General features: G+C 63.6%; 13 protein-coding genes and 1 pseudogene. 3 read left to right on the forward strand and 11 right to left on the reverse strand.

Annotated features, from left to right (window positions below):
* Nucleotides 1–919: 919 nt before the first annotated feature.
* The 4 genes from DL240_RS14470 to DL240_RS14485 all read right to left on the reverse strand — a co-directional run bounded on the left by DL240_RS14470 (nucleotide 920) and on the right by DL240_RS14485 (nucleotide 9,133).
* Nucleotides 920–5,227, reverse strand: a complete 4,308-nt coding sequence (locus DL240_RS14470) for a hypothetical protein (protein ID WP_111730618.1) — start codon at nucleotides 5,225–5,227, stop codon at nucleotides 920–922.
* A 304-nt stretch (nucleotides 5,228–5,531) separates the two neighbouring features.
* Nucleotides 5,532–7,481: a hypothetical protein gene (locus DL240_RS14475; RefSeq protein WP_111730619.1), complete on the reverse strand. Its 1,950-nt coding sequence runs from the start codon at nucleotides 7,479–7,481 to the stop codon at nucleotides 5,532–5,534.
* A gap of 141 nt (nucleotides 7,482–7,622) precedes the next feature.
* Complete coding sequence (locus tag DL240_RS14480) at nucleotides 7,623–8,453, reverse strand: bestrophin-like domain (RefSeq protein ID WP_111730620.1); 831 nt, start codon at nucleotides 8,451–8,453, stop codon at nucleotides 7,623–7,625.
* A 65-nt stretch (nucleotides 8,454–8,518) separates the two neighbouring features.
* Nucleotides 8,519–9,133, reverse strand: a complete 615-nt coding sequence (locus DL240_RS14485; RefSeq protein WP_111730621.1) for an HdeD family acid-resistance protein — start codon at nucleotides 9,131–9,133, stop codon at nucleotides 8,519–8,521.
* Between the two features lie 747 nt (nucleotides 9,134–9,880).
* Between DL240_RS14485 and DL240_RS14495 the strand changes: the two genes are divergently transcribed.
* A complete protein-coding gene (locus DL240_RS14495) occupies nucleotides 9,881–10,174 on the forward strand; it encodes a type II toxin-antitoxin system RelE/ParE family toxin (RefSeq protein ID WP_111730622.1) in 294 nt (97 codons plus the stop codon).
* Nucleotides 10,175–10,220: 46 nt separating this feature from the next.
* Entirely contained in the window at nucleotides 10,221–10,532 is a 312-nt protein-coding gene (locus DL240_RS14500; RefSeq protein ID WP_111730623.1) for a HigA family addiction module antitoxin, read from the forward strand.
* Nucleotides 10,533–11,117: 585 nt separating this feature from the next.
* Here the strand turns inward: DL240_RS14500 and DL240_RS19700 are convergent.
* Nucleotides 11,118–11,915 (reverse strand): hypothetical protein, encoded by a 798-nt coding sequence (locus DL240_RS19700; protein ID WP_146618317.1) that lies wholly within the window; start codon nucleotides 11,913–11,915, stop codon nucleotides 11,118–11,120.
* A 1,121-nt stretch (nucleotides 11,916–13,036) separates the two neighbouring features.
* On the opposite strand from DL240_RS19700, the gene DL240_RS14520 reads away from it, so the two are divergent.
* Nucleotides 13,037–13,774: a class I SAM-dependent DNA methyltransferase gene (locus DL240_RS14520; RefSeq protein WP_111730627.1), complete on the forward strand. Its 738-nt coding sequence runs from the start codon at nucleotides 13,037–13,039 to the stop codon at nucleotides 13,772–13,774.
* A 355-nt stretch (nucleotides 13,775–14,129) separates the two neighbouring features.
* On the opposite strand, the gene DL240_RS14525 is transcribed toward DL240_RS14520, so the two are convergent.
* From DL240_RS14525 to DL240_RS14550, 6 genes and pseudogenes are all read right to left on the reverse strand, one after another.
* Nucleotides 14,130–15,425: a pentapeptide repeat-containing protein gene (locus DL240_RS14525; RefSeq protein ID WP_158542598.1), complete on the reverse strand. Its 1,296-nt coding sequence runs from the start codon at nucleotides 15,423–15,425 to the stop codon at nucleotides 14,130–14,132.
* A 1,095-nt stretch (nucleotides 15,426–16,520) separates the two neighbouring features.
* Nucleotides 16,521–16,763: pseudogene (locus tag DL240_RS14530) on the reverse strand (M48 metallopeptidase family protein); the annotation flags it as partial.
* A gap of 62 nt (nucleotides 16,764–16,825) precedes the next feature.
* The gene (locus DL240_RS14535) at nucleotides 16,826–17,509 is read right to left on the reverse strand and encodes an RloB family protein (protein WP_111730630.1); all 684 of its coding nucleotides are present in this window, start codon (nucleotides 17,507–17,509) and stop codon (nucleotides 16,826–16,828) included.
* A gap of 2 nt (nucleotides 17,510–17,511) precedes the next feature.
* Nucleotides 17,512–18,783 carry an AAA family ATPase gene (locus DL240_RS14540; RefSeq protein WP_111730631.1) on the reverse strand — a complete coding sequence of 424 codons (1,272 nt, stop codon included), beginning with the start codon at nucleotides 18,781–18,783 and terminating at the stop codon, nucleotides 17,512–17,514.
* Nucleotides 18,784–19,147: 364 nt separating this feature from the next.
* Nucleotides 19,148–19,948, reverse strand: coding sequence for a M48 family metallopeptidase (locus DL240_RS14545; protein ID WP_111730632.1), 801 nt, complete (start codon nucleotides 19,946–19,948; stop codon nucleotides 19,148–19,150).
* On the reverse strand, nucleotides 19,945–23,124 hold the full coding sequence (locus DL240_RS14550) for a type I restriction endonuclease subunit R (protein ID WP_111730633.1): 3,180 nt from the start codon (nucleotides 23,122–23,124) through the stop codon (nucleotides 19,945–19,947). The genes DL240_RS14545 and DL240_RS14550 overlap by 4 nt, the downstream gene beginning before the upstream one ends.
* Between the last annotated feature and the right edge of the window lie 7 nt (nucleotides 23,125–23,131).

Below are 23,131 nucleotides of genomic sequence, written 5' to 3' on the forward strand. Positions count from 1 at the left end.
GGATTCGCGGTAGCGTTGCTACAGCTTCATCCCTCTCTCCTTGTCAGGCGTCGCCCTGGATACGCTCGGAGCTTTTGGTGTGCGAGCGCCCCAGGACGACGCTGACCGCGTCGCTGCGTCGTCGCGGTGGCGCTGCCACAGCTTCCTCCTTGCTCCTTGTCAGGCGTCGCCCTGGATACGCTCGGAGCTTTTAATTCGCGTGAACCCCCCACCGCCCACACGAATCGACCCACATCGCGAAGCGTGGCGCCCCGCGACCACCTGACCACCTGACCACAATCAGTTCATCACCCGAACAGGCCGAACCGCCGATCCCCCAGCCCCCATGCGCTTCGACGCCTCGCGTTCATTCTAAAACACACTCGCCGAACCCCTCGACGCCCTCTTCCCGGCTTAAACCCAACCCCCAAAGCGCTCGACACCCCTTGCGCCGACTCAGCCACATCTGACGAAGCACTCGACGCGTCGTCTGCCAGCTAAACTCGCCATTCAGAGCGCTCGACGGGTCTTGCTGCGGTTGAAACACCTTCAGCGAAGCGCTCGATGACGTCCGGGGCGCCTAAAGCAGATGTAACGAGCGCTTCGATGCGAGTCAGGGTCGTGCGGGAAGGTGCGACGAGCGCTTCGATGCGAGTCAGGGTCGTGCGGGAAGGTGCGACGAGCGCTTCGACGCGAGTCAGGGCCGTGCGGGAAGGTGCGACGAGCGCTTCGACGCGAGTCAGGGCCGTGCGGGGAGGTGCGACGAGCGCTTCGACACGAGTCAGGGCCGAGCGCCCCAGGACGACGCTGACCGCGTCGCTGCGTCGTCGCCGTAGCTAAAGCTACTTACTCCTCCTGGCTCCTTGTCAGCCCCGCCCTGGATACGCTCGGAGCTTTTGGTGTGCGAGCCCCCCCACCGCACCCGTCCCCCCCCCGCCCCTCAATCTTCAGGCCCCTCCGACGTCTCGGGACGTTCGGGCCCCTTGGGACGTTCGGGCCCCTTGACCTGCCCATCCGTCTTCGTTCCCTCCGACGTCTCCGGCCCCTCGGGACGTTCGGCCCCTTTCACCCGCTCATCACCCATCGGCCGGGGCGCTGACGCGCTGCCGGCCGGCGGGTTCTGGCGTGGGGCGCGGCGAGGCAGGGCCTTCCAGAGGCCGTCAAAGCTGAAGGCCTGCCAGGCCCAGGGGGCCCATTTGAGGAGCTTCCACGAGAGCCAGAGCGCCCAGAGGAGCATCAGCCCGCGCCAGACGTAGATGGGCAACGAGATGATGCCGGCGGTGGGCAGCAGGCCGGCGCTGCGGTCGGTGTACCAGCGCAGCAGGCCGCTATGGGAGCCCATCCCGTGGACCTGCATGTCGACATCGACGAGCAGGTTGGAGTGAATCGCGCCGTAGAGGCAGCCGATGGTGATGAGGGTCAGGCCGATCAGCAGGAGCTGCACCAGATTAAACTGCCAGGGCGTCGGGAGGGGCTGGCGGCGGCGCCACTGCAACACGACGAAGAAGCCCACCACCGGCACCAGGAGCACCACCGGGTGTTGGGCCAGCCCGATGGTGAGGAGGAGCCACTCATGGCGGCGCAGGGGGGAGTATTTCCAGAGGCCCAGGAGCGTGGCCAGGATCATCAGCATGATGAGGTGGCTCCAGAAGAGGACCGCCGGGCCCCAGCCGGGGCCGGTGGTGAGCAGGAGCCAGCGCGCCTGGCCAGGGTGCATCTCCTGGGTCAGGTTGACCGCGTCGCTGCCGATGTCGACCGGGGGGAAGTGCTCGCGGAAGCCGCGCTCCCAGGGCTGCATCCATTCGATGCGGTAGGTCTGGGAGCCGGGTTGCACGGGCAGGCGCACCTGGCCCTCGCGGGGGCGAATCGCCGTCTCTTTGTCCTGGTGCAACACCTTCTGGACCTCGGCGCCTTCGGGGAGTGTGAGAGTCTGCCAGGCGCCGCGCGAGGAGCGAATGCGCAGCTCGATGGTGCCCTGCAAAAGGCGCTCGCCAGGGGTGATTTGATACACCACGTTCTCCACCGTGGTCGCCTGCCCCGGCGCGCCCTGAGGGCGCAGCGCGAACACCTTGAGGGACTCGCCGGGCCAGGGCAGCCAGCGGGGCTGGTGGAGGCCGTCGCGCACCGTCTCGATGGGGGAGGGGCCCTCGTATTCGCAGCGCCAGATGGCGCTGCACTCCGCGGTCCAGATCTCGGTCCAGGGGCTCTGGGTGGCGGCCTGCAGCTCAAAGGAGGGTTGGATGGGCAGCTCGCTGGTAAAGCTCAGGCTGGTCTCCCCGCGCTCAAAGTCGAGGAGCACGTGGCCCTGGTCGACGCGAAAGCCCTCGGTGATCACGGCTTCGCCCGCGAGCAGGGGGAAGCGCAGGGGTTGAGGGCGCTCGGTCTGGGTGCGCAGGATGGTCGTGTGAATCTGCCAGGAGACGCCCAGCGCGAGGTGGCGCTGCACCTCGAACCAGGGCTCCAGTTCGCGGCTGGCCGGGAGCTCCGGGGTGTCGGGCTGGGCCCCGGCGTCGGCCTGGCGGGTGAGCTGGAGGGTGCCGTCGACGACGCCCTGGTTGTCGATGCCGTCGGCCGTCCAGTCGTCGCTCTCAAAGGTGGTGAGCCGGGGGCGCGTCGCCGGGTCGAATTGCAGGGTGAGGGTGGCGCGGTGGATCAGTCGGCCGCGGACCTCCACGCGGTGTACCCCTTGGGGCAGGCGCACGCTGACCAGGCCCTCGGCCGAGCGGCGCAGCTGGTGGGTGGGCTGGCCGTTGACGCGCACCTCGGTGATGCGCAGGGGATCGTCGGGGCCGGGAAGGGGCCAGCCGGCGGGTTGTTGGGCGTGGACCTCGGCGCGCATCACCAGATCGAGGTCATCGACCTCGATCGCCGCGTGGCTCACGCTGATGCAGGGGCCCTGGCAGCGGGTTGCGGCCAGCTGGCGGGCCTTGAGGGTCTCGAGCAGGGCCGGGGGCGGGATCTCCTGGGCCTGGGCCGCGGGCACCAGCGCGCCGCTCAGCGCCAGGAGCACCCCCAGCGTGGCGGCGGCTTTGCCGCCGCGCATCTTCGGACCCGCGGCCCCCGGGCCGCGGGGGGCCGGCGCCTCACCGTCCTGCGGATCGCGCCAGGTCATCTCTCGCCGGCCGATGATCAGCAGCGCCAGGGCGATCAGGAGCGCCAGGCGCACCACGGTCAGCGCCACGTTCTGGGCCGGGGAGATCAGCCACAGCCGCACCTGGTGCCCGGCGCGCACCGGCCCGGTCCAGATCATCTGCCAGCTCTGCCACTCCCACGAGGGCACGCCCGGCCCGGTCTGCACCACGGCGTTGGGATCGACCTGCTGCACGCTCTTCTCGGCCTTGCGGTACTTGCTGGCGTCGCCGGGCACCGAGCCCAGGATGGCGGCCCCTTTGCTGCGTTGGACGTCGGGCGCCGGCGCCATCTCGCTCTGGGCCGGGGCCATGTCGTACTCCGCCATGCTCATCTCTTCGGCGCCCCTTAAGGCGGCATCGATCCAGTGGGTGGCGTGCGATTGCGGGTAGGCCTGGGGCGCGATCGCCTGGCGGATCTGGCGGTGGGTAAAGGTCGCCATCAGGACAAAGAGGGCCACCAGCGCCGCGGCCCGGTACACGATGACGACCTTGCGAAAGCGTCCGGTGGTGAGCACGCGCAAGAGCGCCCCGGTGGCCAGCAGATGCACCCAGATCCAGCGCGGGGCGTCGTCCATGCCCTGGGTCAGGCAGAGCGCGATGGCCGCGGCCAGGCCCCAGGGCCAGCCAAAGAGTTTTGCGAAACTCAGCGCGACGATGAGCACAAAGAAGAAGCTGAGGAGATCCCAGGAGTGGACCCAGGAGCCGACGATCAGGTCGACGCCTCGCCCGCCCAGCACCGACCAGCCCGGCGGGGTGTAGAGGGTGGCGTCCAGGCGCTGCATATCGTGCTGCCAGCCCACGATGTCGAGCCGGGAGAGCCCCTCGTCCAGGCGAATATCGGCGGTGATGTCGAGCGAGGCGTCGCGCACCTCCACGCCCAGGTTTCCGGCGTCGTCCTGGCGCGTGATCAGCAGGTCGGTGCCGCGCTGGGCGGCGCGCCCGAGCTCGGCGCCCGGGCCGTAGTCCAGGCGCCAGCCGCGGGACATCGTGCCGCTTAAGCGGTCGCGCGAGGTCGCGCCCTGGCCGTCGAGGTCGAGCCAGATCTGGCGCTCCAGCTCCAGGAGGTTTGGCGAGGTGTCGAGCTGGCCGCGCCGGGTCTCCCGCAGGGTCAGCGTGCTCTGGGCGTCGGCCAGAAAGGTCGTGGTACCGCGCCAGGCCTCGGGCAGCGTGGTGCGCTCGGGGTCGATGGCGTTGAGCCCGTCGAGCTCCACCGAGCGCACGAGCTCATCGGGGAACCACGCCCAGACCTCCTGCGCATCGAAGACGTCGGTGGAGCGCGGAGGCACGCTCAGCGCCTCGGTGCCGGCCCTGGCGAGGACCGCGTCGATGTCGATGACGTGGGTGCCCGGTCGCACGTAGACGCTGACCAGGCCGCCCGGCTCCACCTTCACCGGGAGGGGGGAGCTCAGGGCGATGGCGCGCGAGCCCTCAAGCAGCACCTGCCCCAGCGCCACCTCCCGGGCGCGCCCGGAGACGTTGAGCTCCAGACGCGTCGTGATGCGCAGGGGCACCCCGTCGTCGAAGCGGCGGGAGACCGAGGCGCGCAGGCTGTCGGCCTCGGTCACCGTCCCGCTGCGCCCCTCTTTAAGCCAGAGGCGCCCCTCGGCGTCGTGGCGCGGGTGGTCCACGGCGAGTGCCCCGACCGAGAGCTCGATGATGCCGGTGGAGGTGGGCACCCGGAGCACCTCGGGCATCTGCGACCACTCAAAGCGCCCGCTCAGCGTATGCGCCCCGGCCTCCAGGCGCACCACCGGCGTGGACTGCCCGGTGACCACCAGCGCCCGGCCCTGGCGCCGCACCTCCTGCGGCCAGGCCCCGCGACCCCCGGGCAGCTCCACATCCGTGGCGCGGTCGAGCCAGACCTCCATCTCAAAGCTCGCCCCTTCTGCCCGGGCATCGAGGCGCAGCTTCCCCGGCCAGGCGCAGCGGAGCGTGTCGTCGAGCATCGAGCACCCGAAGCTCGCCACGTCGGCCATCGTCCAATCCACCCAGGGCTGGAGCACCTCGGGAAGCTCCTCCTGGGCGGCGGCCTCCCCGGCGGTAAACGGAAGTAGCAGCGTGCTGAGGCTGGCGAGCATCAGCAGCCGGGAGAAACACCGATCGATCCCAATCTTCATGGCCAGACCTTGAGAGAGGCTCTGTGAAAAACACACGCGTTCTATGCGTGAAAGGGTGCGCGTTCCGCACGGATCTCACAAGTGTGGATCGTCGGTGGCACCCCGCTCCCCGGTCCTCGCCGAGCCCGGCCGACGCCCCCCCCTCCCAACGCCTTATCCCACCCCGCGCCTCATCCCCCGACGCCCAGTCGAACACCGAACCCCCGATCGCGCCCCTTCCCAACCCCCCCAACCACAACGCGCCCCCCCACCGCCCACACGAATCGCCCGCCATCGCAAACCCCTCAAGCCCCCCCGGCGTGCGTTATTCGTTATGTATGTTCAACACATCAAAGCCCCCCGGCGTAAGATCGCCTTCCGAGACAAGCGCCCCGATGCCGTCGCCTCGTTTGATGGCCTCCAGGTATTCGGGGCGCGGTTTCACCCAGAGCTTCAGGGTGATGAAGTCGGTCAGGTGCACCGCTTCGTAACTTGTGACTGCCAGATACATCTTGACCAGGCCGCGTTCCTCGTCAAAGGGGCCCAGGGCGTAGGGGCCTTGCGCCAGTTCGACCTTCTCGTAGTCGACTCTTTCGTTGAACATGGTGCTGAGCTCCTCCGGGGAGTCGGAGGCTTCAAAGCGGGCCACCCACTCTCGGACCTCTTGCAGACGCTCATCGGTCTCGTCTCCTCTGGCGTGCCGCTCCTCGATACCCCGCACATACGAGGTGATCTGCTCGTCGACCCAGGGGTCTTTTTTAAAAGCCTCGATCACCGACGCCATCTCCACCAGCGCGTCGACCGGCGCCTCCTCACCACTTCGCAGGTCGTAGCTCTTCCAGTATCTGAAGACGGTGGTGCGGGAGTCGGTGGACTCCCACGCGTGAGAGACCGTCAGAATGGGCCCCACCCATGAGACCAACGCAACGGAGTCGCCATTGTTCGATCGGTATCCGCTGCAATACGAGTTCCTGCTATCGATCAAGACATGGTCGTCCGTTACGACGCGATAGGGCTCGAGCTTTACCTCGAAGCCTTCCCAACGCCACACTTGTGGCGCGAGCACGTCCGCTGCCAGCTCCATGGCCTGGCGGCACTCGACGTAAAATTGGGTAGACGTCTGGTCGAGTGTGAGGTTCACGCGCACATGGCGATCTTCGTCGTCGGGGTCCGGGACGCCATCGCGATTGAGCTGCCAGTAATCCTGGTAGGTTTCAAACTTCCCTTGCTCCTGCTTGAAACGCTCCAGTCCGGCGCGCAGGGGGATCAGGGAGGCTGCTGCGTAGGCCTCGGTCCAGAGCATGCGCACCGTGTGCTCTACGGCTTCGTCCACCTTGGAGTAGCACTGGCGCCTTTTGCCATAGAACTCGCTGTACATGTCGTTGACGTCGCCCGGGACTTCCGCCGACAGAAAGCAGCGTCCGTGGTCGCGGCAGCCCTGCGAGGCCTCGCAGAGCTCCTGGGATTGGGCATCACATCCCCCCCGCTCGGTGTAGGAGCAATCCCCATAGATCCGGCAGCTATCACTTCGCAGACAGCTGGCATCTCTGTCGATGGTACAATAATCGCGACCCTCCTCCAGGGCGCAATGCCCACTTTGCTGGCAGTTCTGACTCTGCAGGCAATGCTCGTCCCGGGTGGGTACGCAGCTCCCCGAGCTGCCGAGCGCGCAGTTGCCTTTGAGCGCGCAGTTCGCGCTGCGGGCGCATCCGGCGTTCGAGGCCTGGCATAAGGCAGAGTCGCCGCAAGAGAGCACCCCGGGGGAGGCGGCGCGCGAGAGCAGCACGGCGGGCTCCAGCTCCTTGAGCCAGGAGCCGTCATTGGGCGGGACGGCCTCGCAGACTCCTTCGCTCCGGCATTCTTCTGAGCGCGCACAGCCCTGCGAGATGCTGGACTGCACGTAGGTGGAGCGCATCAAAAACTGGCGCAAGGACTCGCAGGTGCAGCCCTCAACCCCCCGGCGGTCAGCGCAATGGCGGCGAAGTCCCTCGGCGGCCAGGTCCTGGTCGGGTGAGAGGTGGATGGCTGCGGAATACATCTCCCGGGCCATATGGATCAGCTTGAACTCATCGCAGCTGCCGGCTTCAAACACGTCGGACATATCCGGCAGGGGCCTGGCGGCCTGGCCGGGGTCGGCGGCCCGGGCGTCTTCCGGCGTGGGCTCCGAAGCCTGTGCGGCGGGCGGCGCCGATTGACATCCCAGGTTCTGCATCATCATCAGCGCCACGCCACTTAACATCAGAGTTGTAGCGACGATGTCACGTTTAAAATCCATGAGTTGCATCCTTAAAATAATAAAAGCCAGGAGGTTAGTCTTTGAGGAGCGCAGGCTTAAATCTCGGGGAGCTAAAGGGTGGTTTCTTGTTATAGGTCTTCTACAACCAACCGACCAGACCGAACCCCCAACGCCCAACCCCTACTCATCATCCTGCCGGGGGCCCCCTCCGACAAAATTGACCTCGTCCATCGACCTACGAATCGAGGCCTGCGTATCCTCCAGAGGCGACTGATTGATTTTGAAAAGGCGTTGGTGCAGCTGGTCAAGGTCGACGATCAGCAGCAGCACGGCGGCAAACGCCATCACCAGTGCCACACTGGCGAGCATATTGCGGGTGCCGGCCAGCCCAAAATTCAGCCCCATCACCACCATCGATAGAAGCGCCACCAGATAGAGCGTCCAGATAAGGCTGGGCGGGATGCGATAGTGAACCGCGACGGTCACCCGCTCCTCGTGGCTGTCAATCACGTCATTGAGCGAGTCGATATAAAGCCCCACCGGCACCGAGCGCGGGTGCGCCGCCGCGGCGATACTGGCCTGCTCCCACAACGCGGTCTGAAGCTCGACGGATTCGTGAATGGCCGCATCCAGATCGGTCGTTTCCAGCGGACGAAGACGCGTATCGACGTAGTTTGCGAGCAGTGTTTTGGAGGTATCGCCCTGCGCTTCTGGCAGAAAGTTGGTGCGCAGAAAGGTCGTGCCGATGTCGTTGGCCTCCTGGAGCACCAGCGCCTTGCGCTCGGCGAATCGGTCGGCCGCGATGCCGAAGCTGATGGCCAGCAAAAAGCCCAGCAGCGCTAATAAGGCGGCGAGGATGGTCCCGGTCTGGGATTTCTGCTCCGGGTCGGTGTGCTCGCGTCGCCAACGCCCGACCCAATAGCCGCTCTCTACCATGAGCAACAGGAAGACGATCGTCCCGGCAAAGAAGACCCACCAATGCGTCTCGCTGGACAAGAGCCTGTCGATCATCGCCGCCTCCCCTTATTACGCCGCACGGCCGGTTGCGCCGAATTCGCGCCCTGGAGTTCGTGCGATCAGGTCGGCGTAAAGTCCCCGGGGCGGTCGGGCGGCGAGGTATCGAGATCGCGCTGGCCACCGTGAAGCGCGCGGTTCATCTGCCAGGCCAGCCCCAGAAACACCCCACCGGCCAGCAGCGCATACCCCGCGACGATCCAGACCAGCAGGCGGAGCCCCACCGCGGGCCAGACGATGAGGGCGATTCCGAAGAAGAAGGTCAACACGCCACTCAGCCCCAGAAGCCAGCTGCCCTGAAAGGTCTCGCGCAATTCCAGATAGGCGACCACCTCCAACGCCCCGCGAATCATCGCCCAGATGGCCAGGATCACCATCAGTATTCCGAGCGTCATCTGAGGCCAGACGTAGGTGATCACGGCGGCGCTGATCCCGGCCACGCCGACCCCTATCAGGGGCCAGGCCTTGCCCCGGGCGGTGCGCCCACCGCTGATCGCGTAGACCAGCGCGATGATCCCATCGACCAATAAGAGGGTCGCCAGAAGAAGCACCAGCACCGCCAGGGTGGGTCCCGGCCAGACCAAAAAGAGCAACCCGAAAAGCAGGGCACTCACGCCGCGCGCCAGCATCCAACCCCAGTTCTCGTACGCAACGCGCTCCTGAATCGTCGTGGCCATGGCATCTCTCCGGCTGCGGCTGAGTCGGCACCTGCCGGCATGACTGCCAGCGACGTGCACAGAGTGATGTTTTTTGGAAAATAGGAACGATTTCAACGGTTTCCACCGTTCCGAGCGCCCCAGCGCTCCGCTAGCTGCGTCGTCTGGGATTCGCGGTAGCGTTGCTACAGCTTCATCCCAGCCTCCTTGCTATCGAAGGCGCTGGATGCACTCGGGTTGGGGGGCACACGAAGAGGCGAACCCCCCAACGCGCACACGAATCGCCCGACGTCGTGAACCCGTGCGCCCCACAACCACCCAACTACCCAACCACCCAACCACAGAGCGTGAACCCCCCACCCCCCACACGAATCGACCAGCATCGCGAACCCGGGCGCCCCACAACCACCCAACCACCCAACCACCCAACCACCCAACCACAGAGCGTGAACCCCCCAACGCGCACACGAATCGCCCGACATCGCGAACCCCCGGCGCCCCACAACCACCCAACCACCCAACCACCCAACCACCCAACCACAGAGCGTGAACCCCCCAACGCGCACACGAATCGCCCGCCATCGCGAACCCCCGGCGCCCCACAACCACCCAACCACCCAACACCAAAGCGAACCCGTGCGCCCCACAACCTGCCTTTACCACGACGTGGTAAGTGTCTGTTGCGTAGCTTCGCGCGGGGGCGTATCTTTACCACGGCAAGGTAAAGGATGTCCCCGACACGTTACGGATACCTGACCACGAGGAACCATGGCCATCCAGTCCTTTGGCGACAGCACCACCGAAGCGTTCTTCTTTTCCGGCCGGTTGCCGTCGAAAGGCTGCGGCTGGAAGCGACAGAGCAGGGTGGTTGCGCGCAAGCTCGATATGCTGGAGGCCGCGACTGACGTGACGGATTTGCGCATCCCACCGAGCAATCGGCTGGAGAAGCTCAGCGGCGACCGAAAAGCGTGGCATAGCATTCGAATCAACGCTCAGTGGCGCATCGTCTTTGTCTGGACCGAAGAGGGCCCGGCTCAGGTTCAGGTCGTCGACTACCATTGACCGTCACCCCCCCACACCGGCCCGCGTTTAAAGCCCGGAGGCACCCATGTTAGAGCGCTCCTTAACCCGCGTCCGCACCCGCAAACCCACCACCCCCGGCGAAGTCCTGCTGGAGGAGTTCCTCAAGCCGGCCGGGATCTCGCAGAGCGCGTTTGCCCGCCACCTGGGCTGCGACGTGAAGACGATCAACCGCCTGGTGCGCGGGCATACCTCGCTGGACGTGGGGATGGCGCGGCGCATCGCGGCGGCGGTGAACACGTCGGCGCAGTTCTGGATCAACCTCCAGCAGGCCGTGGATCTCTTCGAGGCCGAGCATTGCGGCGAGGAACTGCCTGAGGTGTTGGACGCATTTAAATAAGCCGAGCGCCCGCCGAGCGCCCCAGCGCTCCGCTAGCTGCGTCGTCTGGGATTCGCGGTAGCGTTGCTACAGCTTCATCCCAGCCTCCTTGCTATCGAAGGCGCTGGATGCGCTCGGTGCCGAGCGCCCCAGCGCTCCGCTAGCTGCGTCGTCTGGGATTCGCGGTAGCGTTGCTACAGCTTCATCCCAGCCTCCTTGCTATCGAAGGCGCTGGATGCGCTCGGTGCCGAGCGCCCCAGGACGACGCTGACTGTGTCGCTGCGTCGTCGCCGTAGCTAAAGCTACTCGCTCCTCCTGGCTCCTTGTCAGCCCCGCCCTGGATGCACTCGGGTTTTTTATTGTGCGGGAACCCTCCAACGCGCACACGAATCGACCAGCATCGTGAACCCGTGCGCCCCACAACCACCCAACCACCCAACCACCCAACCCCAAAGCGACCCCCCCACCCCCCACACGAATCGCCCGACATCGCAAACCCCCGGTACCCCACAACCCCCCAACCCCCCAACCACACCCGCATAATAAAAGGGGCACGGACGCTCGCCCGTGCCCCTTTTCTAACCCGGGGGGTATGGAACGTGGCGCTTATACGGGCTCCTCCACATCCCCACCCACCTCGGGCACCTCGGGTTCCTCCTGACCCTTCTCACGACCGGCCACCTCGATCTCCCGGGCTTTGGTCGCGCGGATCTCGGCTTCGTGGAGCGTGGCGAGCAGGCGGCGGCGCTCGTCCTCATCGACGTCGAGCATGTCGAGGGCGGCGACCAGCGCTTTGACGACGCGCATCCAGCGCAGACGTGCCTGATGCAGGTCGCCGGCGGAGACGCGGGTGTCGTCCTCATCGCCGCTCAAGGCGGCGCGCTCGGCGACCCGCGCGCTCATCGCTTCGCCGTTGGCCACCCAGGCGTCAAACGCCTCCTCCAGGGTGTGGGCGCCCACGCAGACCGAGCGCAGGACCTCGCGCACCGCCGGGGTGGCGCGGGATGTGACCGCCAGGACGTTGCCGCCTTGCTCCATGTAGCCGAGCGCGTTGATGGCGAGCGCGTCGGGGAAGAGCAGCTCCCGCACCCGAACGTAGGGCTCGGCCTCCTCGGGCGTCGCCGCCAGGTCGGCCGCGCACTCCAGACCGCGGAAGATGCCGCGGGCCAACCGGTCGTGAATCTGGTCCTGGCTGGCAAGCTCCTCGGAGACGTCCTGGAGCCGCGCTTTGACCTCGCCATCGTCGGTGGTCAAAACGACGAGCTCCTTCTGCACCGCCCGCAGAGGCTCGATGTACGCGGTGGTGAGCGCGTCGCGCTCCAGGACGCTGAGCTTGGAGGGGTTGGTGAGCAGGTCGTGACCCACCGCAATCATCGCGGCGCTGGTTAAATACGAGATCGACATGGTGGTGCTCCTTCGAGTGCGTTGCCTCGCCACCGAATATCGGCTGCTGCCAGCGAGACGAGAGTCCATGAAAGTGTCCTGATCGTCGCGCCATGCACCATGCATAGAAACGCAGGACAGCAAAAACTCCCGATTCTTAATGACGCCGTGAGCTATCGTGGCTGCCGCGTCTGCTGCGTTGAGAGCACCCCGGGCTGCGTTGCAAAGCCTCGACGATGCTAAAGCATCGCCTGCGTTGTGCGCCTTGCCCGTGCCGCCCTCAACTTCGCAGTCATCGGCATCCACATCTGCTCACGACGTCGATACAACGCGTCTCGCAACATCGTGTCTGTAAACATGCCAGTCAGGTTGAAATGATCGTTGCATGATGGCGTGTGGCGATGGAGGGATCGCGCCACGCTAAACACAAAAATCATCCTACAACCCCCCTGGCAGACAGGGGTGATGCGAAACGTACAAACTCTAAGAACCGATGCCCCAGAAGTGCCAAACTCTTAAGGCCCGGTCAACCTTGATGACGCAAGGGGTTGCCCCGGGGGCATCCGGCGAGGGTGTCGAGGGCGGGCTGGCGAGGCCGGGGGGCAGCGCGGGAGGGTGTCGACCCCGGGAGTGGGGGCCCGGTGGGTAGGGCGGCGCGGTGTCGAGGCCGCCCTTGAGACGGTCGGGGCATCGCCGGGCGGTGTCGAGGGCGGCGCGGAGGTCGCTGAGCTAAGAGGTCGCGCTGTCGAGGGCATGGCGAGGTGCCCGGGGGGTAGGGCGGTGGGGTGTCGAGGGTGGGTGAAAGTGCCCGGTGGGTAGGGCGGTGGGGTGTCGAGGGTGGGGCGAAGTGCCCCGTGGGTGGCGGCGTGTGGTGTGGAGGGCGGCGAAAAATGCCCGGGGGGAAGGGGGCGTGTGGTGTGGAGGGCGGCTTAAAATGGTCGGGGTATGTGGGGAGGTGGTGTCGACAGCGGTTCGGAGTGGCGATGGGTGTGGGGAGGTGGTGTGGAGGGCGCAGTTCGATGGTCGAGCGGCAGAGAAGATGGTTGGAAAGACAGAATCGGTGGTGTTGAACTAAGGTGGAGCGCCCTGATTGAAAAGAACCGGGCTCCGGACGTAGGCCCCTTATTTGGAGAAAAAGAATCATGAATTTTTCGGGCTACGATTCATTCGCAGATATTTATGATCGCTTCTGGGCCGGCGATTCCGCTCGCCGCTTCGGACCCATCATTCTCGAACGAGTTGGGACACGATTGAAGAAAGGCGCGCGTGTCCTGGATCTCTGTTGTGGCTCGGGTCGCTTTACGCATCAGTTGTTGGATCAGGGATTTGATGCGTATGGCGTGGATAACTCAAAAGAGCTGCTCCGCTTGGCCCGAGAACGAGGGCGTCCCGAGCGATTCTTCCTATCAGATGTGCGGGAACTCAATACAAATGTAAGCGGCTTTGAGTTGGTGATTTGTGTGTACGATAGCCTGAATCATATGCTGTTGAAAGAAGACCTGCGGGCTGTGTTTCGGGGTGTGCGGGATGTGCTCGACCCCGGCGGCCTCTTCGTGTTCGATTATAACACCGAGGCCAAATACCGATTTCATTGGAAGGGGCAGATGTGTTTCGAGCACGATCGCAGCTTCTTGGCTGTTAACGCGAGCACGATGCAAATGAATGGCATGATGAGGGCCGCGTTTGATGGCACGCTCTTTTCCAAAGTGGGGGAGCTGTGGCAGCGCGAGGATTTTGCTTTGGAGCAACGACCCATCGGAGACGCGGAAATCTCGGACTTGTTAGCCGAGCTTGGTTTTGCACCTGCAGAATTTATCTCGCTGGACCATGATGACTCAGGACGAAGTTTGAGGATGTTGGTAGAGACGAGGAAGACTTGATTTGCCGCAGGGTTTGAAGTTGAAATGATGCTACTTACTCCTCCTATCTCCTTGTCAGGTGCCGCCCTGGATGCGCTCGTTGCCCCGCAACGACGTCGAAGCAAAGCATTCTGATGGGGAGTAAACATCGTCGAACGGCATCAGGAGTGCGAGCGGCAAGGAAGTCTTTGGCTTCAAAAAATAACGAATAGCGTTGCTTTTTGCAGGCGATAACCTTGCTCTCGGGGAGGGCGCGATTCGCTTGGACGGAGCTGCGTTAATCGTGGAAAAGGTCGTCACTCGCGTCGACTGCGCGCTTTCAGCGATTTGGCGCGCTTCGGCTATCGAGCAACGTTTAATGAGCGCTCCTGAGCGTTTACCACGTCCCCTCGCACGTTCCGCCGTGCTCCTCACTCATCGAGCCATCCGGGCAGACCGTGCGGTACCACAACGCGCCTTCCACGTTTGCGCCCTCCAGGTTGGCGTCGGTCAAGTCCGCGTGGGAAAGCACCGCGTCGCTGAGGTCGGCGTTCTGGAGATCGGCACCCACGAAAGACGAGCCGGACAAGGCGGCGTGGGAGAGGCGGATCCCGGCAAGGTTTGCGTTTCTGAAATCATGGGCGGACCAGTGGCGCAGCACGCTGATGCGGCGGCGCCAGACGTCGGGCTCAAGGGCCTCGGCCTGGCCATCGTTGATGGGGGCGGTGGGGTCGGCTGCGTCGCCGAACGCGTCGGCGTCAACGATGTCGTTGCGGACCAGGAGATGGGCGAGCCGGGCGCGGAGGTGGCTTCCGACACCGACGTGCACGTCGACGACTTTGCCATCGTGGAGGACGAGCAGGGTGGGGAACATCCGGCGCGCGACGAGATCATCGAGGGTGGGGCCGGTGAGGTTGGCGTCGTGGTCGATGTGCAGGACTGAGGTGCGTTGGTGGGCGCTTAAGAGGGCGTTGAGCTCTGAGAGGAGGCCGGCCGAGGCGTTGCAACCGGCCCCGTGTACGAGGACGAGGTGGGTGCCTTCGGAGGATTGAAGGGTCTCCCAGTCGCGATCGGTGAGCGTCGGATAGTCCCGCGAGGGAGCGACTTCCGGCTGAGGGGCCTGCGCGTCGGATGCCGAGGGCGACGCTTCGCGAGCGCCGAGGCCGATGCCCAGGATCAAAAACGCGCCGTTCTGGCTACCGGCGCCCGGCGCCACCTCAAAACTCTGCGGGTTCGGCGAGGGAATGAAAATACCGCCGGTCGGCCGGTCCTCGCCGGGGGCCGTTTCAAAGTAGATGGCGCGGGCGTCGGGGCGTTGCAGGAGGCGACGCAGGTAGTCGTTGTAGGCGCCGTCAAAGAAGGTGGTCAGCCGGTGCTGCACCAGCAGCTCCCAGGCGGTCGGGCCGTCGATCTCGTGGCGAATGACCTCGCCGGGTTGCAGGTCAAATTGGTGGAGGAAGAGGCCGTAGTGCATGTCGCTTTGCATGCTCAGGCGGCTGTAGGTCAGGGCGTCGGGGTCGGGGGAGTCCGGTGCGGGGTCGGAGGGCGGGGGCTCGTCGGGGGCGGCCGAGGGCTGGGATTGTGTCGTTTGGGGAGGTTCGGTCGGAGTGGGATTGGCCGAGTCGTTGGGGAGGGTGCAGGCGAGTGCTCCCGTGACGATGCTGCTGATAACCAAATTTTTGAAGAATGGCATGAGAGTCACGGTGGCTGAAGAGAGGAGTTTAAAAATCGCGCGCAAAAGAATAGTCATGCTCCCGCGCGCGATCCTAACACATGTTTAGTAATTCCAGTTAGGTAAGGGGACCCCAGGCACGAGACCGGTCAACGGGTCAAAATCGCCGGGCTCGAAAGTAAATGACGCAACCGCACAAGTGAAGCATCCATTATACGACCCTCTGCCACACATATCGCATCCGTCGCCTTCATATCCATAATAGCAATAGTTGTCAGGGTCAGCACAGGCATTCGTGCTTCCACATGCTCCTATACCGAGTAGCAACGTAGTGTCAGGAGCTCCAGTCAGCTTCACAAGCTCAGTTGAAGACGAATGGTCAATAAAGAGAACAGATACCTCCGGTGTAGTCAAAAGGACGGCAGTTGTTTCGCCGTTGGAAATTGCGTCGTGAAGCAGTTTGTCTGACGTCGAGTCGAAGTAGCTGAAAGGCTGGTTTGAACCGGGACAATCGTCGGACATGATCTTGATCGTGTCGGCGTGCGACAGTACAGTCGGGGTCGTGTTAGAAAGATCGATTCCGAACTGTTCAATTGTGCTGAGCTGTAACCGAGCACGACCGACCGTACCGTCCTCTACAACCGGAGTTTGCGCCGAAACCGGTCCGCATACGAATACGAGAGCCAGCAGTGTAATGAATGCACAGAAAAAACGTCGCATTTGAATCTCCTACCGTTTGAAATGAACGAACTTTAACTTGCGTAAATTGGCTAAGTTTTGACTGTCTTTTACCTCCATATGTAACGAGATGTGTTGTTTTGCTGAATAGCGTACTAGACGCGATCTGCGCGATATATGAATGAAACCCGAAGTTCGGGCCACGCGACGGACTCAGGATGCTAATTTGTTGTGGATGTATTTAAGCGGCCTTGATACCTGGGCGTCAAATGTAATAATGAAATATATTGTAGCGGAGTTTTTGGTTGGTGGGGGAGCCGTAGCGTGTGCTAGTTGATGGTGGGTCTAAATTGAAATAGCAGTGTTGATGCGATTATGTGCAGATATAATCTTGGATTACTCGTCGGACTATAAGTGCTCAGCAGTTTTAACAAAACATTATAACCTTTTTCCACCCCCAAACCTCTCCCTCTCCCACCGCTCCAACACCTCCTTCGCCGCATTCCAGTCGGGCATCAGGCCTCCCAAGGTCTCCCAGAACTCCGGGTCGTGGTTGCGGTGGCGGAGGTGGGCGACCTCGTGGGCGCAGACGTACTCCAGGGCCACGCGGGGGGCCTGTATCAGGCGCCAGTGGATGCGCAGGACGCCGTCCTTACCGCAGCTTCCCCACATATATTGGTAGTCGCCGAGTTCGGGATGCGGGGCAGGAAAAAGAAAACGACAAAAAGCCGAGCCACGCTAATCTAATAGGGGTTAAAGCTCTCGCCGAGCTGCATGAGTTTTTCGGTGAGGAGATGGGCCCGGGTGGAGGGGTTGGCCTCAAGGTCAGCGGCGCAACAGGGGCTCGTTTCGTCGATCTGGAGAGAGGCCAGGTGCGCTCGGGCGCGCTGAATGGCGTCCGGGAGGGAGGGTTTGAGCGCGTCGAAGTCGATGTCGGCTTTGCTGTAGCCCGGAACCACATCCTGAAGTCGGGTAAGTACTTGCGTGCAGTTGCGATAGGGGCGTTGATCGGAGGTGTAGTGGAGAAGAATCCAGTATTCGAAGCAGGGGACGGAGAGGCCGATGTGAAAACCATGCTTGTTGGCGTCTTTGATGGCGCTATAGATGCCCGGATTATGATGCGGATCTTCAGCGTCAAAAATACACCAGATGTCGTCGTAGAGAGGCTCTCCACTTCTTTTGTGTGCCTTTTTGTTTTCTTTCTGACGATAACGGGCCTCTTTGACGATCGATTTTGCCGCACCGCCACCCGCGGCAGGGACGATTTCAATATCTGCTGAAGGAAGGCGGTACTCCTGGCGCAGACGCGTGAAATAGTCGGGCTCGGTTTTTTCGCCTTCACAGACAATAAGAAGGCGCTCCAGGGCCTGGCGACGTGCGGGGCGTCGGCGAGTGCTGGAGGTGCCGCGGGGTTTTCGCTTTCCCATGATTAAAACTCGAGGCGACCAATGAAGGGTAGCGCGCGGTAGCGTCCGGCCAGATATCCCCGCTCAAGCGCTTCGTCCTTGCGGGGTTTGAAGTCGCTGAGGGGGTAGAGGTGCGAGGCACCGTCGCGGTCCTTTTCGGTGAACCAGATTTGATCTCGCCGAAAGAGACTCGGGTCGAGGAGCGAGGTGTCGTGGGTGTTGAAGATGAGTTGGGCGTTGTTTGTGTTGAATTCGGGACTATGAAAAAGTTCTACGATTTTGCGCACAAGAAGGGGGTGAAGGCTGGTGTCGAGTTCATCGACGACGAGGATGCGTCCGTTTTCGAGGACGTCGAGGAGAGGGCCCGTGAGACCGTAGAAATTGCGAGTGCCGTGCGATTCATCATCAAAGGAGAAAGATACAGTTTTGCCCTCGGTGGTGCGGTGAAGGGTTTGAATGTCCAGTCGTTCCGCATCTTTGAACTCTTGAAGGAACTTCTTTTTGAGGTCGTCAGGTAGGTTTTGAGGAAGCATCGTTTCGTCGAAACGCTGACGCGAGATTTCAATGTCGGCAATGCCGAAATCAGCGGTGCGAAGGAACATGGCAATTTTAGCGCGATGCTCATCGCTCTGGGCCGCTACGTGAGTAGTGTAGCTGTTTAGTGATGGTGAAAAGTTCGTGTCGAAAAGGGGGCGGAGCTGGCGTTGAAACCACTGAAACACGGGGCTTAGCTGTTCATGGTTTAGCTGAGCGGCGACCGATAAAAAGAGGGCGTTGTCGCGGGTGAGCTCCGCGATCTGCTTTTTCTGGCCTTTGAGGTTTGCGCCCCATGTCCAGCCCTCTTCCCCGAGCGAGGCGTCGCGTTGGAACCAGGTCTGCGCGACTTTTTTGGGGTATGCAAAAAGCCATTCTTCATGGACGCGCTGGCGATCGATGACGAAGCCGTACTCAAAGCGCACGCCATCCTGCACAAAGACGATCTCGAATCGGCTGGGCTGCGATTGAAGCTCCGCGTCAAGGCGAAAAGGGGCGATACCCTCGATGGGGTCGCCCTTTTGCCATTTTGCGGAGTCGGTGACGGCGGTCTGAACGAAGTCGAGCGCGCGCAAGAGGTTGGTTTTTCCGGAGGCGTTGGCCCCGTAAATGACGGCGGAGCGCAGGAGCTGAAATCCCTTTTGAGCCACGTCGTCGATCGTGTTGTCGGGATGCGTCTTGTCTCGCCCCGCAGCGACGAGGGAGAAGACGTTTTCGTCGCGAAACGAGCGGTAGTTCGAGACGCGGAATTCGATCAGCATGGGGATCTCCGGTTCAGAGAAGAGCCGTTTTATGCGGGAAAACTGCGCAAGAGGCCCTTCTTTTAGAACAGAGGCTATAGCGCAAAAGATTTCTTAAAGGAAGGTGCCGAGCGCCCCAGGACGACGCTGGCTGCGTCGTCTGGGATTCGCGGTAGCGTTGCTACAGCTTCATCCCAGCCTCCTTGTCAGCCCCGCCCTGGATACGCTCGGATCTTTGGGTTCGCGTGAACCCCCCACCCCCCACACGAATCGACCGCCATCGCGAACCCGGGCGCCCCATAACCACCCAACCACCCAACCACCCAACCCCAAAGCGAACCCCCCACCCCCCACACGAATCGACCAGCATCGCGAACCCCAACCCTCACAACTCCCTCCCACCCCCAAACCTCTCCCTCTCCCACCTCTCCAACACCTCCTTCGCCGCATTCCAATCGGGCATCAACCCTCCCAACGTCTCCCAGAACTCCGGGTCGTGGTTGCGGTGGCGGAGGTGGGCGACCTCGTGGGCGCAGACGTACTCCAGGGCCACGCGGGGGGCTTGAATCAAGCGCCAGTGGATGCGCAGGACGCCGTCCTTGCCGCAACTTCCCCACATATGTTGGTAGTCGCCGAGTTCGACCTCCGCGCCAACGAACTCCGAGCCCAATCGGGCCGCGTAGTGCGCGCAGAAGTGGCGGGCGTCCTTCAAAGCCCGACTGCGCAGCCACGCATGAAACGCGTGGCGCAGGGCGGCGCGGCGGCGCGCGGGGCTTAAGCCTCGGGGCACCTGGACGTGGAAGCGGCTGGGGCAGCGGATCTGGACGTTTGGGACGTCGGCCTCAACGATTTCGAGCATGAGGTTGCGGCCGCGGTACATGAGTTTGGCGCCGCGCTCCCAGGTCTGGGGGAGGGTGGTGTCGAGGGCTTCAAGGCGTTGCAGCTCGCTGTAGGCCTGGTAGAGCGCGCGGCGATTTTGGAGCAAAAAGGCCTCGACGCTGCCCGGGCCGCTGGCGGGCGTGTCTTGAGGGGCGATGACGACGACGCCGGTGGGGGTGATTTCCAGGCGCTTCTTCGTGGCGCGCGCGCTCAACCGCACGCTGTAGGGGATCGTCGACTCGCCGACCTTCAGCTCGCCATGTTCCGACAGGCCATGCTCGGGATGTGGGGGGGCGGTGGGGGTCATGATTTCGCAAAATGCTTGAGGGCAAAGGTCTCGATCTTTTCGGGCAGCTCCTCCCACCGGGGCACGTCGTGGCGCAGGAGCATGTGGCGCACCCGTTTGCGCAGCTCGTGGCGCACCGAGCCCTTCTCCTGCCAGCGAATGGTGGCGAGTTCGTCGGATTGGTAGAGGGCGGCGATGTCTTCGGCGAGGGCTTCGAGCGCCGTTAAGCGTTGGGCGTGGGTGGTGCCGTCGGCGTAGGCCTCGGCGTAGGAGGTGCTTTCGGTCTGACCCTCGGTCGGGTGGCCCTCGGTGGGTGGGGCGTCGGCCTGACCCTCGGTCGGAGATGCGTCGTCGGGATGGGCGTCGGCGTCGTCTGCGACCGTGGTTTTGAGGATGGACCAGATGCCGAAGGCGCGCTCGCTGAGGCGAGAGGATTGGTGGGCGGCGTCTTCGGCCTGGAGGTCGCGGGCGACGGATTCGAGGGCGTCGAGTTTGTCGGCGTCGTCGTCGAAGAGGCCGAGCTGGAATTGGGCGATGAGCTCTTTGAGGCGTTCGCTAAAACTGGCGTAGCGCTCGGCGTTTTCGGCGAGCTTTTCGGCGATGATTTTCTTGAGCTCGGCGGTCTTGCGCACCGCGGCGGTGTGCAGGTCGCGGGAGTCCTCGGCGTCGGGGTCGTTAAAATCCGTCCAGAAGCGGGGGTCGCTTAAGGGGCGCAGGGTGCAGAGCTGGCGGATGCCGGTGACCTCCACGTGGTTGGCGAGCATCTGGCGGATTTTGGCGCTGTAATGGGCAAAGTCGAGATCGGGTTCTTCGTGCTCCCACTCGATTTTGCCGACCGGGATCATGGCCCCCACGAGTTTGAAGTCCGGGGCGTAGGGGATGACGACGGGGTCGGGCATCAGCGCGGCGTAGAGGGCGATGAAGGTTTTGGCGCGCTGGCAGAAGTCGTAATAGCGGTCGAGGCTGCCGAGCGCGCGGACGGCGTGGAGGGCATTCGAGCGCATCGCGGGGTCGATCATGGCCATGACCTCGCGGTGGGCGTCGCGCAGCTCGTCGTGAAGGCCCGACTCGGGGCGCATCGCGTTTTTGACGTCGTCGGCGCGGTAGGCCGAGAGGGCGTCTTGCAGGTTTTTGGAGACGCCAAAATAGTCGACGATCAGCCCGTAGGGTTTGTCGCCATAGCGGCGGTTGGTGCGGGTGATGGCCTGAAGCAGGTTGTGGTCGCGCAGGGGCTTGTCCAGGTACATCGCCTGCTCGACAGGGGCGTCGAAGCCGGTGAGGAGCTTGTCGCAGACGATGAGGAAGGAGAGGGGATCGTCGGGGTCGCGAAAGCGTTTGATGGCGTCGGCCTGCTCCGCCGCGCTCAGCTGAAAACGCAGCACCTTCTTCATCTCGTCATCCTCCAGCACCTCGCCGCGATCGTTGGCGTTGGCGGAGTAGATGGCGGCGCTGTGGCCGGTGGCGCGCAGGCGCGCCTCGGATTCGGAGAGGCCCTGCTCGGCGACGTACCAGGCGGCGATCACGGCATCGAGCGCCTTTTTATGCTCGGCGACGGCGCGGCGGTCGACGGTGACGATCTGGGCTTTGTAGCCGTCGGGGTGAATGTGGGCGCGAAAGTGCTGCCAGATGTCTGCGGCGATCTGCGCGATGCGGGCCGGAAGGCGCGCAAGGTCGCTGCGCTGCGCGCCCCGCTCTTTGAGTCTGCGGCGAGTGGCGTCGTCTTCGTGGGCAAAATCCTGCTCGAAGGCGGCGTCGAGGGCGGCGTCGTCCAGGTGCCATTCCGGGAGGCGCGCGGTGTAGCGCACTTCCACCGTGGCGCCGTCGCGCACGGCCTCGTCGATGCCGTATTTGTCGAGATAGCCCTCACCCGGGGCGCCAAAATTGGCGTAGGTGTCTTTGTCGTTCTTTTTGACGGGGGTGCCCGTAAAGCCAAAGAAAAAGGCCTCGGGGAAGGTGGCGCGCAGGTAGGCGCCCAACAACGCTTCCTGGGTGCGGTGGCATTCGTCGACGAGCACGATCCAGTTAGAACTGTCGGGGGCAGCGAGCCGGGCGGCGGCGTCCTGGCGCGCTTTGAGGGTGGCGCCTTGCAGGCGCGGGTCGTCGCCGTCGAGCTTAAAGATGGTGGAGGTGATCACGCGCCCGGGGCTCTTCTGGTCGATGAGCGCGCGCAGCTCGGCCGAGGAGCGGGCGTGGCGCGGGTTGGGCAGCCCGCAGGCCGCAAAGGTACTGGAAATCTGGGCGTCGAGGTCGTTGCGGTCGGTGATCACCAGGATGTTGGGGTTTTTGAGCTGCGGGTGCTCGATGCCCCGGTGAAACTTGAGCTTGAGGGTGGCAAACACCATCGTGAGCGACTTGCCCGAGCCCTGGGTATGCCAGATCAGCCCCTTGCGGTGTTTTCCCTCGATCACGCGCGCCACCATCTTGTTGACGGCGCGGAGCTGCTGGTAGCGGCAGATTTTTTTGACGACCTTCTGACCCGTGGCGTCGCGCTCAAACACGATGAAATGGGCGATGAGATCGAGAAGGCGCGCCGGCGTCAGAAGCTCGGTGAAGCCGCGCTCCATGGCCTGGGTTCTGGCGAAGGGCTCGCCGGGAATCGTGGACTCCGGCCAGTCGAACCAGTACTGCGATGAGGCACCCGTGGCACCGTAACGCAGCGTGGCACCGGTGGTCGCGATGTTGAAGGCGTTGGGCGCAAAGAGCGCCTCCACATCCTGCTCGTAGCGGCGGATCTGCGCGATGCCCTTGCCAACGCCCACGGTGATGTCTTTGGCCTCGATCACCACCAGCGGGATGCCGTTCACAAAGACCACCAGGTCGGCCTCGATCACTCTGCCGCTGGCGCGCACATAAAACTGCCGGGTGACCCCCCAGGTGTTGTTCTGCGGCCGCTCAAAGTCCAGGAGGCGAATCGTCTTCGAGGTCGACTCGCCAGGTACCATCTTTGAGTACTGCCCGCGCAGCCGCTTAAACCAGGCCTCGTTATCGCCCAGGCCCGCGAGCTCGTTGTAGACGCTCAGCGCCGTGGCTCGCCCAATGGCGTTGATGCGCACCAGCGCGTCGACGAGCGTGTCTTTCAACAACACCCGCTCAAGGCTCTCCCGCTGCGCGTTCACCTCGGCGGCGCTCAGTTCGGTGTAGCCCAGCGACTCCAGAAATCGCAGGCCGGGGAGTTCGACGGCGCTTTCTTCACTCATACTTAAG

This window comes from Lujinxingia litoralis, from assembly GCF_003260125.1.
GTDB classification, from domain to species: Bacteria; Myxococcota_A; Bradymonadia; order Bradymonadales; family Bradymonadaceae; genus Lujinxingia; species Lujinxingia litoralis.